We start from the raw sequence: 22,905 nt of genomic DNA on the forward strand, positions 1-22,905 counted from the left end.
AACAGTCCTAGCAATATGCTATTATAACATTTGTGCTACTGAAATCAGTAGCCGTATTAACGATGTTCCGCTGTAATTTATTAAGACTTTATAAGAACATCTGTTTAAAGGAGAGAATTTAATATGCAACAATTAATCGCAGAAATTACAAAAGGCCAATTAAAAACTGACCTTCCTTCATTCCGTCCTGGAGACACTTTACGTGTACACGTAAAAGTAGTTGAGGGAACTCGTGAAAGAATTCAGCTTTTCGAAGGTGTTGTAATTAAACGTCGTGGTGGCGGAATCAGTGAAACATTCACAGTTCGTAAAATTTCTTACGGTGTAGGTGTTGAGCGTACATTCCCAATTCACACGCCAAGAATCGCGAAAATCGAAGTACTTCGCCGTGGTAAAGTACGTCGTGCTAAGTTATACTACTTACGTAACCTTCGCGGTAAAAAAGCACGTATTAAAGAAATTCGATAAGACATGTATGGGAGCTTGTAAATGCGCAAGCTCCCTTTTTCCAATCTATATAAAATTTTGATATAATACGAGCAGCTTACATAACCGTGGAGGGGAAATACATGAAGAAAGAAAAAAGTTCACTTTGGGAATGGATCAAGGCAATTTTGATTGCTGTTGTATTAGCGGGCGTTATTAGACAGTTTTTCTTTGCGCCAATTCTTGTAGATGGAGTATCGATGGCATCTACTTTACACGATCGTGATCGAATGATTGTCAATAAAATTGGTTATCACATAGGAGATCCGAAACGATTTGATATTATCGTATTCCGAGCAACGGAAGATAAGGACTATATTAAGCGTATTATTGGCCTACCAGGCGATGAAATAGAGTATCGTAATGATAAACTATATGTTAACGGAAAGGCTTATGAGGAGCCGTATCTAGACAAGCAGAAAAAACAAATTGCTGACGGACCGCTTACATATGATTTTACTCTTGAAGAAATGACAGGGAAGAAAACTGTTCCAGAAGGTCAATTATTTGTTTTGGGCGATAATCGTCGTTTTAGTAAAGATAGCCGTTCAATTGGAACCATTTCAATGGATCAAGTGATTGGTAAAGCAAATATGCTATATTGGCCGTTAAAAGATGCTCGTATTGTGAAATAAAAGAAAAGAAAAAGAAGGTGGCAACATGGTAATTCAATGGTTCCCGGGACATATGGCAAAGGCTAGACGCCAGGTAACAGAAAAATTAAAGTTAATTGATGTTGTAATTGAGCTTGTAGATGCTCGATTACCTTTATCATCTCGAAATCCAATGATCGATGAGATTATTACGCATAAACCGAGGCTTGTTGTTTTAAATAAAGCAGATATGGCAGATGATCGTTTAACGAAACAATGGATTGCATATTTTAAAGAAAAAGGTCATATGGCAATTTCAATTAATGCACAAGCTGGACAAGGTATGAAGGAAATTGCAGCGGCTTGTAAAGTGTTGGTTAAAGAAAAGTTTGATAAAATGGTTGCTAAAGGTATTAGACCGAGAGCGATTCGTGCATTAATTGTAGGGATACCGAATGTTGGTAAATCTACGTTAATTAATAAATTGGCAAAGAAAAATATTGCTAAAACAGGTGACCGTCCAGGTGTGACAACAGCTCAACAATGGATTAAAGTTGGTAAGGAAATGGAATTGTTAGATACGCCGGGTATTCTATGGCCTAAATTTGAAGATGAGTTAGTGGGTCTTCGTTTAGCGACAACGGGTGCAATTAAAGATTCCATTTTAAATTTACAAGATGTAGCTGTTTACGCATTCCGTTTTATGGAGAAGCATTACCCAGAACGTTTGAAAGAGCGATATAATTTAAATGACATTCCAGAAGATATTGTGGAGTTATTCGATGCAGTTGGAAAAAATAGAGGCTGTTTAATGGGCGGCGGAATGATTGATTATGATAAAACATCTGAGCTTGTGCTTCGTGAGCTTCGTGGTGGCAAACTTGGGAAAATGACGTTTGAAACACCAGAAGAGTTTGCAGAGCAGATAGAAGATGTAGAAAAAATAGAAGAAGTATAAGACGTGCGTTTGTGCGTCTTTTCTTTTTGGATACGTTTAAAAGGAGTGTAAAAGGATGCAAAAAATGACTATACAAGAAGCGGAAAATATACTGCAAGAAATTATAAGTGAAGAAGATGAACATTTTCAATTGTTATTGAAGGATGAGCGAAAAGGTGTTCAAAAGCTAATTTTGAAGTGGTATAAACAAAAAGAATTAGCGCAAAAAGAAAGAGAAAAATTTCTGGAAATGTCAAAGTACGAAAATGCATTACGTGAAAAAGGTCTCACATATATCGCAGGTATTGATGAAGTGGGGCGTGGACCGTTAGCTGGGCCTGTTGTGACAGCGGCTGTTGTCCTTCCGGAAGATTTTTATATCCCGGGTTTAAATGACTCGAAAAAGCTGAGTGAGGCGAAGCGAGAGCGTTTTTATGGTGAAATTAAAGCGCAAGCCATTGCAATTGGAGTTGGAATTGTATCACCACAAGTTATTGATGAAATAAATATTTATCAAGCGACGAAACAAGCGATGTTAGATGCTGTTGCGAATTTATCTTGTACACCACAATATTTATTAATTGATGCAATGAAACTCCCTACACCAATTCCGCAAACATCGATCATTAAAGGTGATGCAAAAAGTGTTTCTATTTCAGCTGCATCCATTATTGCGAAAGTAACGAGAGATCGTATGATGAAAGAGCTTGGAGAAAAGTATCCTGCATATGGATTTGAACAACATATGGGATATGGAACAAAACAACATTTAGAAGCGATTGAAGCGCATGGAGTGTTAGAGGAACATCGAAAATCGTTTGCACCTATTAAAGATATGATTCAAAAATAAGCTGCGAAAACGCAGCTTATTTTTTATTTTGACATATAAACATTACTATTTTCAAAAAAGAATAAAGCGATTTCAGTTTTCTGACACTTTATTGTAGACAGCGTGCCAATCATCTTATACAATGGCAATGTAATGTTTTTTAAACATTAAAAAACTTTTCGAGTAAAACAGGAAAACAGGGGAGGATGGGACCATGAATATCCATGAGTACCAAGGTAAGGCAGTCCTTAGAAGCTATGGGGTTAGCGTTCCGAACGGGAAGGTTGCATTTACAGTAGAAGAAGCTGTAGAAGCAGCGAAAGAATTAGGAACGGATGTATGTGTAGTAAAAGCACAAATTCACGCTGGTGGACGCGGCAAAGCTGGCGGAGTAAAAGTTGCAAAAAATTTAGATGAAGTTCGTACATATGCAGAGAGCATTTTAGGAACTACACTTGTAACACATCAAACAGGTCCTGAAGGTAAGGAAGTAAAACGCTTACTTATCGAAGAAGGTTGCGATATTAAAAAAGAATATTATGTAGGTCTTGTGTTAGATCGTGCAACTTCTCAAGTTGTTTTAATGGCGTCTGAAGAAGGCGGAACAGAAATTGAGGAAGTAGCAGAAAAAACACCTGAAAAAATCTTTAAAGAATATATTGATCCAGCAGTAGGCTTACAAGGCTTCCAAGCGCGCCGAATCGCATTTAACATCAATATTCCAAAAGAGCTTGTAGGACAAGCTGTGAAGTTTATGATGGGCTTATACCGTGCGTTTATCGAAAAAGATTGCTCTATCGCTGAGATTAATCCACTTGTTACAACAGGTGACGGTAAAGTTATGGCATTAGATGCAAAATTAAACTTTGATTCTAATGCATTATATCGCCATAAAGACATTTTAGAACTTCGTGATCTTGAAGAAGAAGATGCAAAAGAAATTGAAGCTTCTAAATATGACTTAAACTACATTCCTTTAGATGGAAATATCGGTTGTATGGTTAATGGTGCAGGTTTAGCGATGGCTACAATGGATATCATTAAACATTACCATGGTGATCCAGCTAACTTCTTAGATGTTGGTGGCGGTGCAACAGCTGAAAAAGTTACAGAAGCATTCAAAATTATCCTTTCTGACAAAAATGTAAAAGGTATCTTCGTTAACATTTTTGGTGGCATCATGAAGTGTGATGTTATCGCAGAAGGTGTTATTGAAGCGACAAAGCAAGTTGGCCTTGAGTTGCCTTTAGTTGTACGTCTTGAAGGTACAAACGTAGAGTTAGGTAAGAGAATTTTAAATGAGTCTGGCTTAAATATTGTTGCAGCAGAATCTATGGCAGACGGTGCACAAAAAATTGTTTCACTAGTGGGCTAATAGAAAGCGGGGGAGAAAAATGAGCGTATTAGTTAATAAAGATACAAAAGTTATTGTTCAAGGTATTACAGGTTCTCAAGGGTTATTCCACACAAAGCAAATGATTGAATACGGTACGAAAATTGTCGGTGGTGTAACACCAGGTAAAGGTGGCACTGATATTGAAGGTGTACCAGTATTTGATACAGTAGAAGATGCAGTGAAGGCAACAGGCGCAAACGCTTCAGTTGTATACGTTCCACCCGCTTTTGCGGCTGATGCAATTATGGAAGCAGTTGATGCAGAAATTGATTTAGTAGTATGTATTACTGAAGGAATTCCTGTATTAGATATGGTAAATGTAAAGAGATATATGGCGGGTAAACATACACGTTTACTTGGACCAAACTGCCCAGGTGTTATTACGCCTGATGAATGTAAAATCGGTATTATGCCAGGATACATTCATAAAAAAGGTCATGTAGGTATCGTATCTCGCTCTGGTACATTAACGTATGAGGCTGTACATCAGTTAACACAAGAAGGTATCGGCCAATCTACTGCTGTAGGTATCGGCGGGGACCCTGTTAACGGTACAGACTTTATTGATGCGTTAAAAGCATTTAATGAAGATGAAGAAACACATGCTGTAATTATGATTGGTGAAATCGGCGGTACAGCGGAAGAAGAAGCAGCTGAATGGGTAAAAGCTAATATGACAAAACCTGTTGTAGGCTTCATTGGTGGCCAAACTGCGCCTGAAGGCAAACGTATGGGCCATGCTGGAGCAATCATTTCTGGTGGTAAAGGAACTGCTGCAGAAAAGATTAAAACAATGGAAGCTTGTGGTATTAAAGTAGCAGAAACACCAGCTGTTATGGGTGAAACATTAATCTCTGTTTTAAAAGAAAAGGGATTATTTGAGACTTGTAAAAACTATTAATCTTTTTGAAAGACACCTTCTTATTAGAGGTGTCTTTTTATAGTTCTTCTGTTTACATAATAAAAATTATGGGTAAGGAGAAGTGAGATGAAACGAGAACGATTATTGCATCTTCATTACATGCTAGCAGACCATTGGAAGGCGATAGAAAGGTTACTATATGTCGATCCAGAATTGAAAAAAATATACACCTTTAATTCAAAACAAATGGAACATTACACAGGAATATCCTCGAAAAAATCTTCAGAACTAGTAAGTTTTCTTCAAACGTCAAATCTACCGCAATATATATCTTATTTAGAAAAAAATCGGTTCTTTTATTTGACTATATGGGATGAAGATTATCCACAATTATTACGTGAAATACAAGATCCTCCCTTTGTTTTATATGGAAAAGGAGAAAAGAATTTCCTCAAAAAAACAAATAAACTAGCGATTGTTGGAACGAGAGAGCCGACTTTATATGGTCATGAGAGTTTAAAGTTTATTGTACATCCATTATTAGAAAGAGAGTGGCTTATCGTTAGCGGGTTTGCAAGGGGGATAGATACAATCTCTCATGAAATTACAGTAAAGCAGCATTGCCCGACTATTGCGGTATTGGGACACGGATTATCTTATATGTATCCGAAAGAAAATAGACATTTATATGAAGCGTGGAAGGAATATATATTGTTATTAACAGAGTATCCGCCGCACTATGCACCGAAAAAATGGTATTTTCCAAAAAGGAACCGGATTATTAGTGGTATAAGTAAAGGGGTTTTAGTTGTAGAAGCGAAATCGAGAAGTGGAACACTTATTACTGCGGACCTTGCGTTAGAGCAAAATAGAGAGGTATTTGCGCTTCCTGGACCTATATTTATAGAGGGTGCATCGGGAACAAATCATCTTATTCAACAAGGTGCAAAACTAGTAAGAAATGCAGAAGATATCTTAGAAGAGATTTTAAATTAACCTTATATTTTTATGTTTTTATTAAACAATTATTGACAAATGGTAGATTGGCACTGTATGGTATATTCATTCTTGATTGACAAAAACAAGAGAAATCAATAAGATTAATGAAGACTTGAATCCACCTCTTAAGGAGGCACTAGCATGTCAGATTACCTCGTAATCGTGGAGTCGCCTTCTAAGGCGAAGACCATTGAGAAATATTTAGGAAAAAAATACAAAGTTGTCGCGTCTATGGGACACGTTCGCGATTTGCCAAAAAGTCAAATGGGGATAGAAGTGAAAAATAACTTCACCCCGAAGTATATTACCATTCGTGGTAAAGGTCCCGTCTTAAAAGATTTAAAATCAGCGGCAAAAAAAGCAAAGAAAGTCTATCTCGCGGCCGATCCAGACCGCGAAGGGGAAGCAATTGCTTGGCATTTAGCAAATACGCTAAATGTGGACGTTGAATCAGATTGCCGAGTTGTGTTTAATGAGATTACAAAAGATGCAATCAAAGAATCATTTAAACATCCGCGTGCGATTAATATGGATTTAGTAGATGCACAACAAGCAAGACGTATACTTGATCGCCTTGTTGGTTACAATATTAGTCCTTTATTATGGAAGAAAGTAAAAAAAGGATTAAGTGCAGGACGCGTACAATCTGTAGCAGTTCGTTTAATTATCGAACGTGAAAGAGAAATTGAAAGCTTTGAACCTGAAGAATTCTGGACAATTAAGACAGAATTTGTGAAAGGGAAAGACACATTTGAAGCAAGTTTTTACGGTGTAGATGGTGAGAAAGTTCAATTAACGAATGAAACGCAAGTGAATGAAATAATTGAACAGATGAAAGATAATGCGTTTTCAGTTGAAAATGTAACGAGAAAAGAGCGCAAACGTAATCCTGCATTACCATTTACAACATCTTCCTTGCAACAAGAAGCTGCACGTAAGTTAAATATGCGAGCAAAGAAAACAATGATGCTTGCACAGCAATTGTATGAAGGGATAGATCTTGGAAAGCAAGGGACTGTAGGTCTTATTACGTATATGAGAACTGACTCAACACGTATCTCAGAAACAGCTCAAACAGAGGCTCGTACTTACATCACTGAGGCGTTTGGTACGGAATACATAGGAACAGAAAAGAAGAAGGAAACGAAAAAATCAAATGCGCAAGATGCGCATGAGGCGATTCGTCCTACTTCGGTAATGAGAAAGCCAGAGGAACTAAAAAGTTTCTTAAGCCGTGACCAACTTCGGTTGTATAAATTGATTTGGGAGCGATTTGTTGCAAGTCAAATGGCGTCTGCTATAATGGATACTGTGACAGCGAGACTCATTAATAACAATGTTCAGTTCCGTGCTAGTGGATCGGTTGTAAAGTTCCCAGGATTTATGAAAGTGTATGTAGAGTCGAAAGATGATGGGGCTGAAGAAAAGGATAAAATGTTGCCGCCTTTAGAAGTAGGGGAAACTGTATTTTCTAAGGATTTAGAACCGAAGCAGCATTTTACACAACCTCCGCCGCGTTATACAGAGGCCCGTTTAGTAAGAACACTTGAAGAACTTGGAATTGGAAGACCATCTACGTACGTGCCAACACTTGAAACGATTCAAAAACGTGGATATGTAGGCTTGGATAATAAACGCTTCGTTCCAACTGAACTTGGTGAAATAGTAATTGAACTCATTTTAGAGTTTTTCCCAGAAATTATTAACATTGAATTTACTGCCAATATGGAGCAAAGCCTTGATGAAGTAGAAGAAGGAAATGCGAATTGGGTAAAAATTGTTGATGATTTCTACGTAGGCTTTGAACCGCGTCTAGAAAAAGCGGAAAAAGAAATGCGTGAAGTGGAAATTAAAGATGAACCAGCTGGGGAAGACTGTGAATTGTGTGATCACCCAATGGTCTTTAAAATGGGTAAATACGGGAAATTTATGGCTTGCTCGAATTTCCCAGATTGTCGTAATACAAAACCGATTGTGAAAGAAATCGGTGTTACTTGTCCGAAGTGTGATAAAGGTCAAATTATTGAACGCCGTAGTAATAAAAAGAAACGTCTTTTCTATGGATGCGGTACGTATCCAGAATGCGACTTTGTATCTTGGGATAAGCCGATTGGCCGTAAGTGTCCGAAGTGCGAAGGTATGCTTGTAGAGAAAAAGTTGAAAAAAGGCGTGCAAGTACAATGTATTTCGTGCGATTATGAAGAAGAACAACAAATGTGAGCGTAACTGCTCACATTTTTTTCGGGAAGAAAAGGAAAGGTGATATATATGACAACACAAGTAGTAAACGTCATTGGCGCAGGTCTTGCAGGAAGTGAAGCAGCTTACCAAATTGCAAAACGCGGCGTTCAAGTTAGATTATACGAAATGAGACCAGTAAGGCAAACGCCGGCTCACCATACAGATAAATTCGCTGAATTAGTATGCAGTAACTCACTTCGTGCAAACACATTAACAAATGCAGTTGGAGTTATTAAAGAAGAAATGCGTTTAATGGATTCAGTAATTATTCGTGCAGCGGATGAATGTTCTGTACCAGCTGGAGGTGCTTTAGCTGTAGACCGTCATGAATTTGCGGCGAAAGTAACTGAGTATGTGAAAAATCATCCAAACGTAACTGTTATGAATGAAGAGATCACTGAAATTCCAGAAGGACCAACTATTATTGCAACAGGTCCACTTACTTCTCCTGACCTTTCTGCACAATTAAAAGAACTAACAGGTGAAGATTATTTTTACTTCTATGATGCTGCAGCGCCAATCGTTGAAAAAGACAGCATTGATATGAATAAAGTATATTTAAAATCACGTTATGATAAAGGTGAAGCAGCATATTTAAACTGTCCAATGACAGAAGAAGAATTTGACCGTTTTTATGAAGCTTTAATTGCTGCTGAGACAGTGCCTTTAAAAGAATTTGAAAAAGAAATTTTCTTTGAAGGTTGTATGCCGGTAGAGGTTATGGCAAGTAGAGGAAGACAGACGCTAGTATTTGGACCGATGAAGCCTGTTGGGTTAGAAGATCCGAAAACAGGGAAAACGCCATATGCTGTTGTTCAGTTACGTCAAGATGATGCAGCAGGGACGTTATACAATATTGTAGGTTTCCAAACGCATTTAAAATGGGGACCACAAAAAGAAGTATTACAGCTAATTCCAGGGCTAGAAAACGCAGAGATTGTACGTTATGGTGTAATGCATCGTAATACGTTTATTAATTCACCTAACTTGCTTCGTCCAACATATCAATATAAACAGCGTGATGATTTATTCTTCGCAGGTCAAATGACGGGTGTAGAGGGATATGTTGAATCGGCGGCGTCAGGGTTATTAGCGGGTATTAACGCTGCTCGACTTGTAAAAGGTGAAGAGCCAGTTGTATTACCACCTGTAACTGCAATGGGAAGTATGGCGAACTATATTACAGCGACAAATGCGAAAAACTTCCAGCCAATGAATGCGAACTTCGGTTTATTCGCACCGTTAGAGAAGAAAATTAAAAAGAAAGCAGAACGAAATGAAGCGTACGCTACACGCGCTTTAGAAACGATTCAAAATTTTGTAAATATTTAGTTAAATATCTTGCAAAGGCTACTAAGTTGTGATACGATTTAGTAGCCTTTATTGAGGTGAGTTATGTGAATGTGGAGAAATTGTTACAATTATTCATTGGATATTTACAAATTGAAAGAAATTATTCAAAATATACAATTGCAAGTTATCAAAATGATTTAGAACATTTTGTGCAATTTATGGAGCGAGAAGGTATATCCTCTTTTTTAGATGTTACATACGCGGATGTTCGTTTGTACTTAACGACGTTGCACGATGAAAAGTTAGCCCGTAAATCTGTCGCAAGAAAAGTATCAAGCTTACGAAGTTTATATCGTTTTTTGATGCGTGAAGGTTATCGGACAGATAACCCGTTTGCACTTGCGTCACTCCCCAAAAAAGAATTGTCAATCCCAAAGTTTTTATATGCTGAAGAATTAGAGGAATTATTCGAAGTTTCTGATACAGAGACGCCGCTAGGTCAAAGGAATCAAGCGTTATTAGAGTTGATGTATGGGACTGGGATTCGTGTGAGTGAATGTGTCAATTTACAACTTACCGATATTGACTTCGCAGTGGGAACAATTTTAGTGATGGGAAAAGGAAAAAAACAAAGGTATATTCCGTTCGGAAGCTATGCACAGGATGCTTTAATTACTTATATAGAGAACGGGAGAAAACAGTTAGCGAACAAGACTGAAGAACACTCTCATATGGTATTTTTAAATGCGAAGGGTACGCCGCTAACAAGCCGTGGTGTACGTTATGTGTTAAACGAACTCATTAAGAAGGCTTCATTGACAATGCGGATAAGTCCCCATATGTTAAGGCATACATTTGCTACACATATGTTAGATGAAGGGGCGGATTTACGTACTGTACAGGAGTTATTAGGTCATGAAAATTTGTCGACGACACAAATTTACACGCATGTTTCTAAAGAAAGATTACGTTCTGTTTACATGAAGCATCACCCGCGGGCATAAATTGCTTTTAAAGCTATAAAAACATATAAAGGGGTTTTTTCTATGGGAAATTTCCACGCTACAACGATATTTGCAGTTCATCATAATGGAGAATGTGCAATGGCTGGAGATGGCCAGGTAACAATGGGAAATGCTGTTGTAATGAAACATACAGCTCGTAAAGTTCGCAAGCTTTTTCAAGGTAAAGTTTTAGCTGGTTTTGCAGGTTCAGTTGCTGACGCATTCACCCTTTTTGAAATGTTTGAAGGGAAATTAGAAGAGTATAATGGCAACTTACAGCGTGCCGCTGTTGAAATGGCAAAACAATGGCGTGGCGATAAAATGTTACGTCAGCTAGAAGCGATGCTCATTGTTATGGATAAAACAACGATGCTCCTTGTTTCAGGTACAGGAGAAGTGATTGAACCGGATGATGGTATTTTAGCAATTGGATCTGGTGGGAATTATGCGCTTTCAGCAGGTCGTGCTTTAAAGCAATTTGCAAGTGAACACTTAACAGCGAAACAAATTGCGAAAGCGAGTTTAGAGATTGCTGGCGATATTTGTGTTTATACAAACCACAACATAATTGTGGAAGAATTGTAGAATCGTAAGGGAGGCATTTTATATGCATTTACATTTTACTCCACGTCAAATTGTGGAAAAATTAGATCAATACATTATCGGTCAAAAAGATGCGAAGAAAGCGGTTGCTGTAGCTTTGAGAAATCGATACCGCCGAAGTAAATTAGCTGAAGATTTACGTGATGAAATTGCGCCTAAAAATATTTTAATGATTGGACCGACAGGTGTTGGTAAAACAGAGGTAGCACGACGAATGGCGAAACTCGTTGGAGCACCTTTTATTAAGGTTGAAGCTACGAAATTTACAGAAGTTGGATATGTAGGTAGAGATGTAGAGTCGATGGTACGTGACCTTGTGGAAACGTCAGTTCGCATCGTGAAAGAAGAAATGGTAATTAAAGTACAAGACAAAGCAGAAGAGCAAGCGAACCAACGTCTTGTTGAAATTTTAGTGCCAAGTCCGGAGAAGCAATCTGGATTTAAAAACCCATTAGAAATGCTTTTTGGTGGGGCTCAAAATTCGAATCAAACATCTGATGTGCAAGAAGATGTTGAAATCGAAAAGAAACGTCAAGATGTGGAAAGAAAGCTTGCTGCAGGACTTCTGGAAGATGAAATCGTATCGATTGAAGTGACTGAACAACAGTCTTCTATGTTCGATATGTTACAAGGAACTGGTATGGAACAAATGGGAATGAATTTCCAAGATGCATTAGGAAGTTTTATGCCGAAAAAAACGAAAAAACGTAAACTTTCTGTAAAAGAAGCGAGAAAACTCTTGACAAATGAAGAGGCACAGCGCTTAATTGATATGGATGAAGTTACACAAGAGGCTGTTTATCGTGCTGAACAGCTCGGGATTATTTTTATCGATGAAATTGACAAAATTGCTGGTAAGCAGTCGAATAGCGTAGATGTATCACGTGAAGGCGTGCAACGTGACATTTTACCAATTGTAGAAGGATCGAATGTTGCGACAAAATACGGATCAGTAAAAACGGATTATATTTTATTCGTTGCAGCTGGAGCGTTTCATATGTCTAAACCGTCGGATTTAATTCCGGAATTGCAAGGGAGATTTCCGATTCGAGTAGAATTAACAAAATTATCGACAGATGATTTTGTGAAAATATTAATCGAGCCTGACAATGCGCTAATTAAACAATATATGGCATTATTAGCGACTGAAGGTATAGAAATTGAATTTTCAGACGATGCTATTCGTAAGATTGCTGAGATTGCTTATCAAGTTAATCAGGATACAGATAATATTGGAGCAAGAAGACTTCATACGATTATGGAGAAGCTCCTTGAAGATTTATCGTTTGAAGCATCTGAAATTACGTTAGAGAAAATAACGATAACACCTCAATACGTTGAGGAGAAATTAGCAACAATTGCTAAAAATAAAGATGTGAGCCAGTTTATTTTGTAATAGTGTCATCAGGTGACTCGCCCTAGTTTCCAAGTGATGAAAAAATATGTGAGTAATATGTAGGAGGAACTTTTGAAATGGAATTATTAGCAAAAACGAGAAAATTAAATGCGTTATTACAGAGCGCAGCAGGGAAGCCTGTAAACTTTAGAGAAATGTCTGACACAATGTGTGAAGTAATCGAAGCGAACGTATTCGTAGTAAGTCGTCGTGGTAAATTACTAGGTTATGCGATTCACCAACAAATCGAGAATGAGCGTATGAAACAAATGCTTGCAGAGCGTCAATTCCCAGAAGAATATACACAAAGCTTATTCAACATTACAGAAACATCTTCAAACTTAGATGTAAACAGTGCTTACACAGCATTCCCAGTAGAAAATAGAGAATTATTCGGTCAAGGTTTAACTACAATCGTACCGATCGTTGGTGGCGGTGAGCGTCTAGGCACATTAGTGTTAGCTCGTCTTGGTCAAGAGTTCTTAGACGATGATTTAATCCTTGCTGAATACAGTTCAACTGTAGTAGGTATGGAAATCTTACGTGAAAAAGCAGAAGAAATCGAAGAGGAAGCACGTAGTAAAGCTGTTGTTCAAATGGCGATTAGCTCATTATCTTACAGTGAGTTAGAAGCAATCGAGCACATCTTCGAAGAATTAAATGGAACAGAAGGTTTACTTGTTGCAAGTAAAATTGCTGATCGCGTAGGAATTACTCGTTCTGTAATCGTAAATGCACTACGTAAATTAGAAAGTGCTGGTGTTATTGAGTCTCGCTCTTTAGGTATGAAAGGAACATACATTAAAGTGCTAAACGACAAGTTTCTACAGGAACTTGCTAAATTAAAAACAAACTAATTTATAAAACTCTCCTCATTTTTTGAGGAGAGTTTTTGTGTATAAAAGATTGATGGTGTTTGTAAAAAGTGTCATAATCGTGTTCTTTGTAAAAGCTATGAATTGAATTTCATTTTTTTGCTTAAAAGAAATGCAGGTTGGTAATACTAGAATTCGAGTGTAAATAAAGAAAGTTTTACATTGTTCGCATTTTCGACTTGATTGTAATATTTCAGTATGATATAGTAAGCAGTGGTGTCAGTACAAAGTACACACGTTTACTGATTTAAGTGTTGGTGCTACGTTTGTAGTTTCGCTTAGAGATGAAGTAAACGGAGGATATCAAAAACCATTTAGGAGGAACTATATTATGTCAGTAATTTCTATGAAGCAATTGCTTGAAGCTGGTGTTCATTTCGGACATCAAACTCGTCGTTGGAACCCAAAAATGAAGCGTTACATTTTCACAGAGCGTAACGGTATCTACATCATCGACTTACAAAAAACTGTGAAAAAAGTTGAGGAAGCTTACAGAACGATGCGTGACATCGCTGCTGAAGGTGGAGACATCTTATTCGTAGGTACTAAAAAACAAGCACAAGAAGCTATTAAAGAAGAAGCAACTCGTGCTGGTATGTACTTCGTTAACCAACGTTGGTTAGGTGGAACTTTAACAAACTTCCAAACAATCCAAAAGCGTATCAAGCGTCTTAAAGACATCGAAAGAATGCAAGAAGATGGTACTTTCGAAGTACTACCTAAGAAAGAAGTTGTTCAACTTAAAAAAGAGTTAGAGCGTCTTGAGAAATTCTTAGGCGGTATTAAAGATATGAAAGGTCTTCCAAGTGCATTATTCGTAGTAGACCCTCGTAAAGAGCGTATTGCAGTTGCTGAAGCACGCAAATTACACATTCCAATCATCGGTATCGTTGATACAAACTGTGATCCAGACGAAATCGATCACGTTATCCCAGCAAACGATGATGCAATTCGTGCTGTAAAACTTCTTACATCTAAAATGGCAGACGCGATCCTTGAAGCAAAACAAGGTGAAGAAACTGTTACTGCGTAACAAAGTTGGAAAGGTGATAAGGGGTTCGGCCTTTTATCACCTTTTTTAAGGTATAAACACCTTTATAAAAGGTATAAATACATATTTTAGGAGGATGAAAAGTATGGCAATCACTGCACAAATGGTAAAAGAATTACGTGAAAAAACTGGCGCAGGTATGATGGACTGCAAAAAAGCTTTAACAGAAACTAATGGCGACATGGAGAAGGCAATTGACTTCTTACGTGAAAAAGGTATTGCGAAAGCTGCTAAAAAAGCAGACCGCATTGCTGCTGAAGGTTTAACTTTCATCGAAACAAACGGTAACGATGGTTTAATCTTAGAATTAAACTCAGAAACTGATTTCGTTGCGAAAAACGAAGGTTTCCAAACATTAATTAAAGAATTAGCTGCTCACCTATTAACTAACAAACCAGCTAACGTTGAAGAAGCTATGGCTCAAACAATGGAAAACGGTAAAAAAGTTGAAGAGCACATCAACGAAGCAATCGCTAAAATTGGTGAAAAACTTACACTTCGTCGTTTCGAAATCGTATCAAAAACTGATGCAGATGCATTCGGTGCTTACCTACACATGGGTGGACGCATTGGTGTATTAACAGTTCTTGAAGGTTCTACTGATGAAGCAGCTGCTAAAGATGTTGCAATGCACATCGCTGCAGTTAACCCTAAATACATCGACCGCGATGCTGTAACAGCTGAAGAAGTTGAGCATGAGCGTCAAGTATTAACACAACAAGCATTAAACGAAGGCAAGCCTGAAAAAATCGTTGCAAAAATGGTTGAAGGCCGTCTAGGCAAATTCTTCGAAGAGATTTGCTTACTTGACCAAGCATTCGTTAAAAACCCTGATATGAAAGTTCGTCAGTTCGTTGAGTCTAAAGGCGGAACATTAAAAGGATTCGTTCGCTACGCAGTTGGCGAAGGTATCGAAAAACGCGAAGACAACTTTGCTGAAGAAGTAATGAACCAAGTAAAAGGTAGCAACTAATACAGATTAGGGAACACTTTGTGTTCCCTTTTTTAAAATAAAGATGTAAGCAATTGGAGGTTCATTATGAGTAAACCGAAATATAATCGTGTCGTTTTAAAGCTAAGCGGAGAAGCTTTAGCTGGCGAACAAGGATTTGGAATTAACCCGGCTGTTATTAAATCAGTTGCGGAACAAGTGAAAGAAATTGCAGAACTTGATGTAGAGGTTGCTGTTGTTGTTGGCGGCGGGAACATTTGGCGTGGGAAAATTGGAAGTGAAATGGGCATGGATCGTGCAGGAGCAGATTACATGGGCATGTTAGCTACAGTTATGAATTCGTTAGCACTTCAAGATAGCTTGGAGAATATCGGAATCCAAACTCGCGTACAAACTTCAATTGAAATGCGTCAAGTGGCAGAACCTTACATTCGTCGTAAAGCAGTTCGTCACTTAGAGAAGAAACGTGTTGTTATCTTTGCAGCAGGTACAGGTAATCCTTACTTCTCTACAGATACAACGGCAGCATTACGCGCAGCTGAAATCGAAGCTGATGTTATTTTAATGGCGAAAAATAATGTGGATGGCGTATATAATGCAGATCCATCTATTGACCCGACAGCTACGAAGTACGAAACACTTACTTACTTAGATGTATTAAAAGAAGGTTTAGGTGTAATGGATTCTACAGCTTCTTCTTTATGTATGGATAACGACATTCCATTAATTGTATTCTCAGTTATGGAAAAAGGTAATATTAAGCGCGCCGTTTTAGGTGAAAATATTGGAACAGTTGTAAGGGGGAAATAAACATGGGACAACAAGTATTGAAGTCTTCGAATGAAAAAATGGAAAAAGCAGTTGCTGCTTATTCTCGTGAATTAGCAACAGTTCGCGCTGGCCGTGCAAACGCGTCTGTATTAGATAAGGTACAAGTTGATTACTATGGTGCACCAACACCAGTTGTGCAATTAGCGAATATTACAGTTCCAGAAGCACGTTTACTTGTAATTCAACCTTATGATAAAACTTCTATCGGTGATATTGAAAAAGCAATTTTAAAAGCAGATTTAGGCTTAAACCCTTCTAATGATGGAACTGTAATCCGTATTGCATTCCCTGCATTAACAGAAGAGCGTCGTCGCGATCTTGTAAAAGTTGTAAAAAAATATGCTGAAGAAGCAAAAGTTGCGGTTCGTAACGTACGTCGTGACGGAAATGATGATCTTAAGAAGCTTGAAAAAGCTGGCGAGATTACAGAAGATGATTTAAGAGGATATACTGAAGATATCCAAAAAGAAACAGATAAATATATTGCAAAAGTTGACGAAATCGCAAAAAACAAAGAAAAAGAAATCATGGAAGTGTAATAGCGATACCTTCGCAAATATGACCCTCTTCTTAAGGGGGTCTTTTTACACTTTTAGGCATACGTCTGCTTGCTGGAGGGTATGAATGATGTTTAAAAACTTTCCTTTTTTTAAAGGTAAAAAGGACACATCGTTTGATCATCTCGTTGAAGAAGTGAAAAAAGGATACATCCCAGAACATATTGCTATCATTATGGATGGTAATGGAAGATGGGCAAAGAGGAGAGCAATGCCTCGTATTGCGGGACATCATGAAGGTATGCAAGTTGTAAAGAAAATTACAAAATTTGCAAGTAAACTTAATGTGAAAGTATTAACTCTCTATGCTTTTTCAACTGAGAACTGGAAAAGACCGAAAAAAGAAGTTGATTATTTAATGAAGCTTCCGGAAGAATTTTTAGGTACATTTTTACCAGAATTGATTGAAGAGAACGTACAAGTCCGAGTAATAGGGCAACAAGATCGTCTTCCTACGCATACACGCAGAGCGATGGAAAAAGCCATGGAAGATACGAAAGAGAATACGGGATTAATTCTTAATTTCGCGTTAAACTATGGAAGTCGAGATGAAATCGTTTCTGCTGTGCAACATATGATGAAAGATCGTGAGGAAGGAAAGGTTCGTGTTGAAGATGTAAGTGAAGAAATGCTTTCTTCCTACTTAATGACAAGTTCTTTACCTGATCCAGAGTTGTTAATCCGTACGAGCGGAGAGTTACGTATTAGTAATTTCATGTTATGGCAAATTGCATATTCGGAGTTTTGGTTTACAGATGTGTATTGGCCAGACTTTACAGAAGAGCATTTGCTAAATGCGATTACAGACTTTCAGCATAGAGGGCGCAGATTCGGAGGCGTGTAGAAAGAGAGGGTTTGGTAGTGAAACAGAGAATTATTACTGGAGTGGTTGCTGCCGCGCTATTCATTCCCATCGTAATTTACGGTGGCGTGCCTTTTACGGTTTTAGTGTATGCACTTGCTTCTATAGGTTTATATGAATTAATTCGTATGAATAAGCTTACGCTTATTTCAGTACCAACAGTTTTAGCTGCAATATTATTATGGATTATTTTAATTCCAAGTAGTGCATCAGAACTGTTTACTTGGATTGGATTAGGTAAATTAGAAATCACATTTGTGATTGTTTTATTACTTTTATCATATACAGTCCTTTCTAAGAATACATTTACTTTTGACAATGCTTCATTTTTACTAATGGCAACAACATATGTTGCAATGGGATTCTTATATTTGAATGAAACGAGAATTTTAGGAATTAAATATGTGTTTTGCGCATTATTTGTTATATGGGCTACTGATTCAGGTGCATATTTCGTAGGAAAAGCATTAGGAAAGAGAAAATTATGGCCAGAAATTAGTCCAAATAAAACGATTGAAGGTTCATTAGGCGGCATCGTTTGTGGAATTATTGTGGCGCTTGTTTATAACATGTTCTTCCCAGTGGAAGCGAATGTAGTAATTTTAATTGTGCTGACAATTATCATTTCTATTTTTGGACAAATTGGTGATTTAGTACAATCTGCATTTAAACGTCATTATGGCGTAAAAGATTCAGGTACAATTTTACCTGGACATGGTGGTATATTAGATCGAACAGATAGTTGGTTATTCGTTTTACCAATTCTCTACTTCTTATTACAATACAATTAATAAATGAACGAGGGGTTGGAGTCATGAAAAACATTAGTTTATTAGGTGCAAGCGGATCAATTGGCACACAAACTTTAGATGTATTACGCTCGCACCCAGACCAATTCCGTCTCGTTGCTTTTTCTGTAGGGAAAAATATTGACTACGCAGTAAAGGTCATTCAAGAATTTTCTCCGCAAATTGTCTCTGTGCAAAGAGAGGAAGATGTTTTAAAATTACAAGCTGTCTCTGGTAATACAAAAATTGTATATGGTAGTGAAGGACTTTTAGAAGTAGCATTACATCCAGATGCGGAGATTGTAGTAAATGCTGTTGTAGGTAGCGTAGGGTTGTTACCAACACTTCGTGCAATTGAGGCGAAAAAAACAATTGGAATTGCAAATAAAGAAACGTTAGTAACTGCAGGGCATCTTGTAATGGAAGCAGCGCGAAAACATAATGTTTCGTTACTTCCAGTAGACAGTGAACATTCAGCTATTTTTCAATGCTTGAATGGTGAAAATGAAAAAAGAATTTCTCGACTAATTATAACGGCTTCTGGTGGAAGTTTCCGTGATAAAACGAGAGATGAATTGCATCATGTGACCGTAGAAGATGCGCTTCGACATCCAAACTGGTCAATGGGTTCGAAAATTACAATTGATTCTGCTACAATGATGAATAAGGGGCTAGAAGTAATTGAAGCACATTGGCTTTTTGGTATCCCTTATGAGCAAATCGATGTTGTTTTACATAAAGAAAGTATTATTCATTCTATGGTTGAATTTGAAGATTGTAGTGTGATGGCACAGCTTGGCTCACCTGATATGCGAGTACCAATTCAATACGCACTTACATATCCTGATCGATTACCTCTTTCAGACACAAAGCAGTTAAATTTATGGGAAATGGGTACATTGCATTTTGAGAAAATGAATCAAGAACGTTTCCGTTGCTTGCGTTTTGCGTATGAAGCTGGAAAAACAGGTGGAAGTATGCCAGCTGTAATGAATGCAGCGAATGAAGTAGCTGTTGAAGCTTTTTTACAAAAGAGAATTGGTTTCTTAACAGTGGAAGACCTCATTGAAAAAGCAATGAACCATCACAATGTCATTGCACGTCCGAGCTTAGAGGAAATTCTGGAAATTGATGCAGCCACAAGACGGTTTGTGATGGAACAAATTTAGCAAAGGTGGTATGGAATTGAATACAGCGATTGCCTTTATATTAATTTTCGGTGCACTCGTATTTTTCCATGAGCTAGGGCATCTATATTTCGCAAAAAGAGCAGGTATTTTATGCCGTGAGTTTGCGATTGGTTTTGGTCCGAAAATATTCTCATTTGAAAAGAATGAAACAGTGTATACGATTCGATTACTGCCCCTTGGTGGCTATGTAAGAATGGCTGGCGAGGATGCGGACACAGTTGAATTAAAGCCTGGGAAAAAGGTTGGCCTTGTATTAAATGAAAAAGACGAAGTTGTGAAATTGGTTTTTGATGGATATGAAAAGTATCCAAATGTTCGCGTTATTGAAGTCGAACAAGCTGAATTAGAACATAATTTAACTATTTCGGGCTATGAAGAGTACGAGGAAGAGCTGCAAACATTCCGAGTGAATGAAAAGGCTCGTATTATTACTGCTGGGGAAGAAATACAAATTGCTCCGTACAATAGGCAGTTCGGCTCTAAAAAATTGGGTCAACGCGCTTTAACGATCTTTGCGGGTCCGGCAATGAACTTCATTTTAGCATTTGTTATTTTTGTGATTCTTGGATTTGTACAAGGTGTTCCTGTTGACAAACCAATGGTCGGAAAAGTGATGGAGAATAGTGCAGCAGAGCAAGCTGGATTAAAAGAAAATGATACAATTCAAGCTATTGATGGGAAAAACACAAGTACATGGAAAGAGGTTGTTACCATTGTACGTGAAAACCCGAATAAAGAAATTACGTTACAAGTAAAGCGTGATAGTGAACAGTTTAATGTGAAAGTAACGCCAACGCTTGATAAAGAAGGTAAAGAAGAAATTGGTAGAATTGGTGTTTACACTCCAGTAGAGAAAACAGTAATGGGCTCTATTAAATCAGGTTTTGAACAAACATACTATTGGACGAAACTAATTTTTGAGTCTCTTGTGAAATTAGTAACTGGTCAATTCTCTATTAATGAGTTGTCAGGTCCAGTAGGAATTTATAATCTTACAGATCAGGTTGTAGATTATGGATTTACGCGTGTATTAAATTTAGCAGCAGTTTTAAGTATTAACCTTGGTTTATTTAATTTATTACCAGTTCCTGCTTTAGACGGTGGACGCTTGTTCTTCTTCTTAATTGAAGCATTGCGTGGGAAACCAATTGATCGCCAAAAAGAAGGAATGGTTCACTTTATTGGTTTTGCATTATTAATGTTACTTATGTTAGTTGTAACTTGGAATGACATTCGTAAGTTTTTCTTGTAAAATAAAGTGAAACTTATAATGAAATAGAGCTCGTAGAATAAAATCCCTCACCTAACTCGAGGTGAGGGGTTTTACTGCGTGTAAGAGTAAAATGAAGAGGTGCGAATAAATGAAACAAAGTATGGTATTCAGTCCTACATTACGTGAAGTTCCAGCTGATGCTGAAATTAAAAGTCATCAATTATTACTTCGCGCAGGTTTTATGCGTCAAAATGCTTCTGGTATTTATAGTTTTCTACCATTCGGTTTAAAAGTACTGCATAAGGTAGAGCGTATCGTTCGAGAAGAAATGGAACGTGCAGGAGCTGTAGAATTATTAATGCCGGCTATGCAAGCAGCAGAATTATGGCAAGAATCAGGCCGTTGGTATTCTTACGGATCTGAATTAATGCGTATGAAAGATCGTAATGCTCGTGAATTTGCATTAGGAGCTACACACGAGGAAGTAATTACTGATCTTGTACGTGATGAAGTAAAATCATATAAAAAATTACCGTTAACATTATATCAAATTCAAACGAAGTTCCGCGATGAACAAAGACCTCGTTTCGGTTTATTACGTGGAAGAGAGTTTCTAATGAAAGATGCATACTCTTTCCATGCTACACAAGAGAGCTTAGATGAAGTATACGATCGCTTATACAAAGCGTACTCTAATATTTTTGCTCGTTGTGGTTTGAATTTCCGTGCAGTCATTGCTGATTCTGGAGCAATGGGCGGAAAAGATACACATGAATTTATGGTATTATCTGAAGTTGGTGAAGATACTATTGCATACTCTGATACATCTGATTATGCAGCGAATATCGAAATGGCTCCTGTTGTAGCTACGTATACGAAGAGTGACGAAGAAGAAAAAGCACTTGAAAAAGTAGCGACACCAGACCAAAAAGCAATTGAAGAAGTATCTGCATTCTTAAACATTGAAGCTGACAAGTGCATTAAGTCTATGGTATTTAAAGTAGATGAGAAATTAGTAGTTGTACTTGTTCGTGGTGATCATGAAGTCAACGATGTAAAAGTGAAAAATGTATACGGCGCTTCAGTTGTTGAGCTTGCTTCTCATGAAGAAGTAAAGGAACTATTAAATTGTGAAGTTGGTTCATTAGGACCGATTGGTGTAACAGGTGATATCGAAATTATCGCTGACCATGCTGTAGCATCAATTGTCAACGGATGTTCAGGAGCAAACGAAGAAGGATTCCATTATGTAAATGTAAATCCAGAACGTGACTTTAAAGTAAGTCAATATACGGATCTACGCTTCATTCAAGAAGGAGACCAATCTCCAGACGGAAACGGAACAATTCTTTTCGCACGCGGAATTGAAGTTGGTCATGTATTCAAATTAGGAACTCGTTATAGTGAAGCAATGAACGCAACATTCCTAGATGAAAACGGGAAAACACAACCACTTATTATGGGTTGTTACGGTATTGGTGTATCTCGTACAGTGGCAGCAATTGCAGAGCAGTTTAATGATGAGAGCGGTTTAGTTTGGCCTAAAGCTGTCGCACCGTTCCATGTGCATGTAATTCCAGTAAACATGAAATCTGATGCACAACGTGAAATGGGTGAAAACATCTACAACTCATTACAAGAGCAAGGTTATGAAGTATTATTAGATGACCGTGCAGAACGTGCAGGTGTTAAATTTGCAGATGCAGATTTATTCGGCCTTCCAGTTCGTGTTACAGTTGGTAAAAAAGCAGACGAAGGCATTGTAGAAGTGAAAGTACGTGCTACAGGCGAGTCTGAAGAAGTGAAAGTAGAAGAACTTCAAACATATATTGCTAATATTTTAAAATAAGAAGAGGTACCTCGTAATGAGGTACCTTCTCTTTCTTTGTAAACGTATTTTGTAAAAGAAGGAGGGAGAAATCTTTCTTTGTAGTACGTTTCAATTTA

Annotated in this window: 22 protein-coding genes; all 22 read left to right on the plus strand. The window is 37.6% G+C overall.

The features are described 5' to 3' along the window. Window positions 1–123 precede the first annotated feature (123 nt). The 22 genes from rplS to DN410_RS18255 all read left to right on the plus strand — a co-directional run bounded on the left by rplS (window position 124) and on the right by DN410_RS18255 (window position 22,807). Window positions 124–468: a 50S ribosomal protein L19 gene (gene rplS, locus DN410_RS18150; protein WP_001186515.1), complete on the plus strand. Its 345-nt coding sequence runs from the start codon at window positions 124–126 to the stop codon at window positions 466–468. Window positions 469–569: 101 nt separating this feature from the next. Continuing rightward, window positions 570–1,121, plus strand: a complete 552-nt coding sequence (gene lepB / locus DN410_RS18155; RefSeq protein ID WP_071713230.1) for a signal peptidase I — start codon at window positions 570–572, stop codon at window positions 1,119–1,121. A 25-nt stretch (window positions 1,122–1,146) separates the two neighbouring features. Continuing rightward, complete coding sequence (gene ylqF, locus DN410_RS18160) at window positions 1,147–2,037, plus strand: ribosome biogenesis GTPase YlqF (protein ID WP_000236694.1); 891 nt, start codon at window positions 1,147–1,149, stop codon at window positions 2,035–2,037. Window positions 2,038–2,092: 55 nt separating this feature from the next. Beyond that, window positions 2,093–2,866, plus strand: a complete 774-nt coding sequence (locus tag DN410_RS18165) for a ribonuclease HII (protein ID WP_149177510.1) — start codon at window positions 2,093–2,095, stop codon at window positions 2,864–2,866. 193 nt (window positions 2,867–3,059) lie between these two features. Further along, window positions 3,060–4,220: an ADP-forming succinate--CoA ligase subunit beta gene (gene sucC / locus DN410_RS18170; protein WP_149177511.1), complete on the plus strand. Its 1,161-nt coding sequence runs from the start codon at window positions 3,060–3,062 to the stop codon at window positions 4,218–4,220. Window positions 4,221–4,239: 19 nt separating this feature from the next. Beyond that, complete coding sequence (gene sucD, locus DN410_RS18175; protein WP_000115179.1) at window positions 4,240–5,142, plus strand: succinate--CoA ligase subunit alpha; 903 nt, start codon at window positions 4,240–4,242, stop codon at window positions 5,140–5,142. 87 nt (window positions 5,143–5,229) lie between these two features. Further along, entirely contained in the window at window positions 5,230–6,099 is an 870-nt protein-coding gene (gene dprA / locus DN410_RS18180; RefSeq protein ID WP_149177512.1) for a DNA-processing protein DprA, read from the plus strand. Window positions 6,100–6,243: 144 nt separating this feature from the next. Further along, complete coding sequence (topA, locus tag DN410_RS18185; protein WP_149177513.1) at window positions 6,244–8,322, plus strand: type I DNA topoisomerase; 2,079 nt, start codon at window positions 6,244–6,246, stop codon at window positions 8,320–8,322. Window positions 8,323–8,370: 48 nt separating this feature from the next. Continuing rightward, the gene (gene trmFO, locus DN410_RS18190) at window positions 8,371–9,675 is read left to right on the plus strand and encodes an FADH(2)-oxidizing methylenetetrahydrofolate--tRNA-(uracil(54)-C(5))-methyltransferase TrmFO (RefSeq protein ID WP_062923086.1); all 1,305 of its coding nucleotides are present in this window, start codon (window positions 8,371–8,373) and stop codon (window positions 9,673–9,675) included. Between the two features lie 65 nt (window positions 9,676–9,740). Further along, complete coding sequence (gene xerC, locus DN410_RS18195) at window positions 9,741–10,640, plus strand: tyrosine recombinase XerC (RefSeq protein ID WP_149177514.1); 900 nt, start codon at window positions 9,741–9,743, stop codon at window positions 10,638–10,640. Between the two features lie 42 nt (window positions 10,641–10,682). After that, window positions 10,683–11,225, plus strand: coding sequence for an ATP-dependent protease proteolytic subunit HslV (gene hslV / locus DN410_RS18200; RefSeq protein ID WP_149177515.1), 543 nt, complete (start codon window positions 10,683–10,685; stop codon window positions 11,223–11,225). Between the two features lie 22 nt (window positions 11,226–11,247). Beyond that, complete coding sequence (hslU, locus tag DN410_RS18205) at window positions 11,248–12,639, plus strand: ATP-dependent protease ATPase subunit HslU (protein ID WP_149177516.1); 1,392 nt, start codon at window positions 11,248–11,250, stop codon at window positions 12,637–12,639. A gap of 77 nt (window positions 12,640–12,716) precedes the next feature. Further along, window positions 12,717–13,496 (plus strand): GTP-sensing pleiotropic transcriptional regulator CodY, encoded by a 780-nt coding sequence (codY, locus tag DN410_RS18210; RefSeq protein WP_000421290.1) that lies wholly within the window; start codon window positions 12,717–12,719, stop codon window positions 13,494–13,496. 349 nt (window positions 13,497–13,845) lie between these two features. Next, complete coding sequence (gene rpsB, locus DN410_RS18215) at window positions 13,846–14,547, plus strand: 30S ribosomal protein S2 (protein WP_000111485.1); 702 nt, start codon at window positions 13,846–13,848, stop codon at window positions 14,545–14,547. Between the two features lie 103 nt (window positions 14,548–14,650). Continuing rightward, on the plus strand, window positions 14,651–15,538 hold the full coding sequence (gene tsf, locus DN410_RS18220; RefSeq protein WP_060631984.1) for a translation elongation factor Ts: 888 nt from the start codon (window positions 14,651–14,653) through the stop codon (window positions 15,536–15,538). Window positions 15,539–15,604: 66 nt separating this feature from the next. Further along, window positions 15,605–16,327 carry a UMP kinase gene (pyrH, locus tag DN410_RS18225; RefSeq protein WP_000042663.1) on the plus strand — a complete coding sequence of 241 codons (723 nt, stop codon included), beginning with the start codon at window positions 15,605–15,607 and terminating at the stop codon, window positions 16,325–16,327. Between the two features lie 2 nt (window positions 16,328–16,329). Continuing rightward, the gene (gene frr, locus DN410_RS18230) at window positions 16,330–16,887 is read left to right on the plus strand and encodes a ribosome recycling factor (RefSeq protein WP_000531501.1); all 558 of its coding nucleotides are present in this window, start codon (window positions 16,330–16,332) and stop codon (window positions 16,885–16,887) included. Between the two features lie 85 nt (window positions 16,888–16,972). Continuing rightward, the gene (uppS, locus tag DN410_RS18235) at window positions 16,973–17,749 is read left to right on the plus strand and encodes an isoprenyl transferase (RefSeq protein ID WP_149177517.1); all 777 of its coding nucleotides are present in this window, start codon (window positions 16,973–16,975) and stop codon (window positions 17,747–17,749) included. 17 nt (window positions 17,750–17,766) lie between these two features. Continuing rightward, on the plus strand, window positions 17,767–18,558 hold the full coding sequence (cdsA, locus tag DN410_RS18240; protein ID WP_149177518.1) for a phosphatidate cytidylyltransferase: 792 nt from the start codon (window positions 17,767–17,769) through the stop codon (window positions 18,556–18,558). 23 nt (window positions 18,559–18,581) lie between these two features. Beyond that, complete coding sequence (gene dxr, locus DN410_RS18245) at window positions 18,582–19,724, plus strand: 1-deoxy-D-xylulose-5-phosphate reductoisomerase (RefSeq protein WP_149177519.1); 1,143 nt, start codon at window positions 18,582–18,584, stop codon at window positions 19,722–19,724. 16 nt (window positions 19,725–19,740) lie between these two features. Beyond that, window positions 19,741–20,997 carry an RIP metalloprotease RseP gene (gene rseP, locus DN410_RS18250; RefSeq protein WP_149177520.1) on the plus strand — a complete coding sequence of 419 codons (1,257 nt, stop codon included), beginning with the start codon at window positions 19,741–19,743 and terminating at the stop codon, window positions 20,995–20,997. A gap of 109 nt (window positions 20,998–21,106) precedes the next feature. Then, window positions 21,107–22,807 (plus strand): proline--tRNA ligase, encoded by a 1,701-nt coding sequence (locus DN410_RS18255; protein WP_149177521.1) that lies wholly within the window; start codon window positions 21,107–21,109, stop codon window positions 22,805–22,807. Window positions 22,808–22,905: the final 98 nt, after the last annotated feature.

Source organism: Bacillus sp. SH5-2 (genome assembly GCF_008368905.1).
GTDB lineage: Bacteria > Bacillota > Bacilli > Bacillales > Bacillaceae_G > Bacillus_A > Bacillus_A luti.

Excerpts from the sequence above, each read along its gene's own strand:
- topA (WP_149177513.1), top strand. The coding sequence starts at position 6,244 with ATGTCAGATTACCTCGTAATCGTGGAGTCGCCTTCTAAGGCGAAGACC.
- sucD (WP_000115179.1), top strand. The coding sequence starts at position 4,240 with ATGAGCGTATTAGTTAATAAAGATACAAAAGTTATTGTTCAAGGTATT.
- ylqF (WP_000236694.1), top strand. The coding sequence starts at position 1,147 with ATGGTAATTCAATGGTTCCCGGGACATATGGCAAAGGCTAGACGCCAG.
- pyrH (WP_000042663.1), top strand. The coding sequence starts at position 15,605 with ATGAGTAAACCGAAATATAATCGTGTCGTTTTAAAGCTAAGCGGAGAA.
- hslV (WP_149177515.1), top strand. The coding sequence starts at position 10,683 with ATGGGAAATTTCCACGCTACAACGATATTTGCAGTTCATCATAATGGA.
- rpsB (WP_000111485.1), top strand. The coding sequence starts at position 13,846 with ATGTCAGTAATTTCTATGAAGCAATTGCTTGAAGCTGGTGTTCATTTC.
- uppS (WP_149177517.1), top strand. The coding sequence starts at position 16,973 with ATGATGTTTAAAAACTTTCCTTTTTTTAAAGGTAAAAAGGACACATCG.
- tsf (WP_060631984.1), top strand. The coding sequence starts at position 14,651 with ATGGCAATCACTGCACAAATGGTAAAAGAATTACGTGAAAAAACTGGC.
- frr (WP_000531501.1), top strand. The coding sequence starts at position 16,330 with ATGGGACAACAAGTATTGAAGTCTTCGAATGAAAAAATGGAAAAAGCA.
- trmFO (WP_062923086.1), top strand. The coding sequence starts at position 8,371 with ATGACAACACAAGTAGTAAACGTCATTGGCGCAGGTCTTGCAGGAAGT.
- dprA (WP_149177512.1), top strand. The coding sequence starts at position 5,230 with ATGAAACGAGAACGATTATTGCATCTTCATTACATGCTAGCAGACCAT.
- lepB (WP_071713230.1), top strand. The coding sequence starts at position 570 with ATGAAGAAAGAAAAAAGTTCACTTTGGGAATGGATCAAGGCAATTTTG.
- DN410_RS18255 (WP_149177521.1), top strand. The coding sequence starts at position 21,107 with ATGAAACAAAGTATGGTATTCAGTCCTACATTACGTGAAGTTCCAGCT.
- codY (WP_000421290.1), top strand. The coding sequence starts at position 12,717 with ATGGAATTATTAGCAAAAACGAGAAAATTAAATGCGTTATTACAGAGC.
- rplS (WP_001186515.1), top strand. The coding sequence starts at position 124 with ATGCAACAATTAATCGCAGAAATTACAAAAGGCCAATTAAAAACTGAC.
- dxr (WP_149177519.1), top strand. The coding sequence starts at position 18,582 with ATGAAAAACATTAGTTTATTAGGTGCAAGCGGATCAATTGGCACACAA.
- hslU (WP_149177516.1), top strand. The coding sequence starts at position 11,248 with ATGCATTTACATTTTACTCCACGTCAAATTGTGGAAAAATTAGATCAA.
- sucC (WP_149177511.1), top strand. The coding sequence starts at position 3,060 with ATGAATATCCATGAGTACCAAGGTAAGGCAGTCCTTAGAAGCTATGGG.
- DN410_RS18165 (WP_149177510.1), top strand. The coding sequence starts at position 2,093 with ATGCAAAAAATGACTATACAAGAAGCGGAAAATATACTGCAAGAAATT.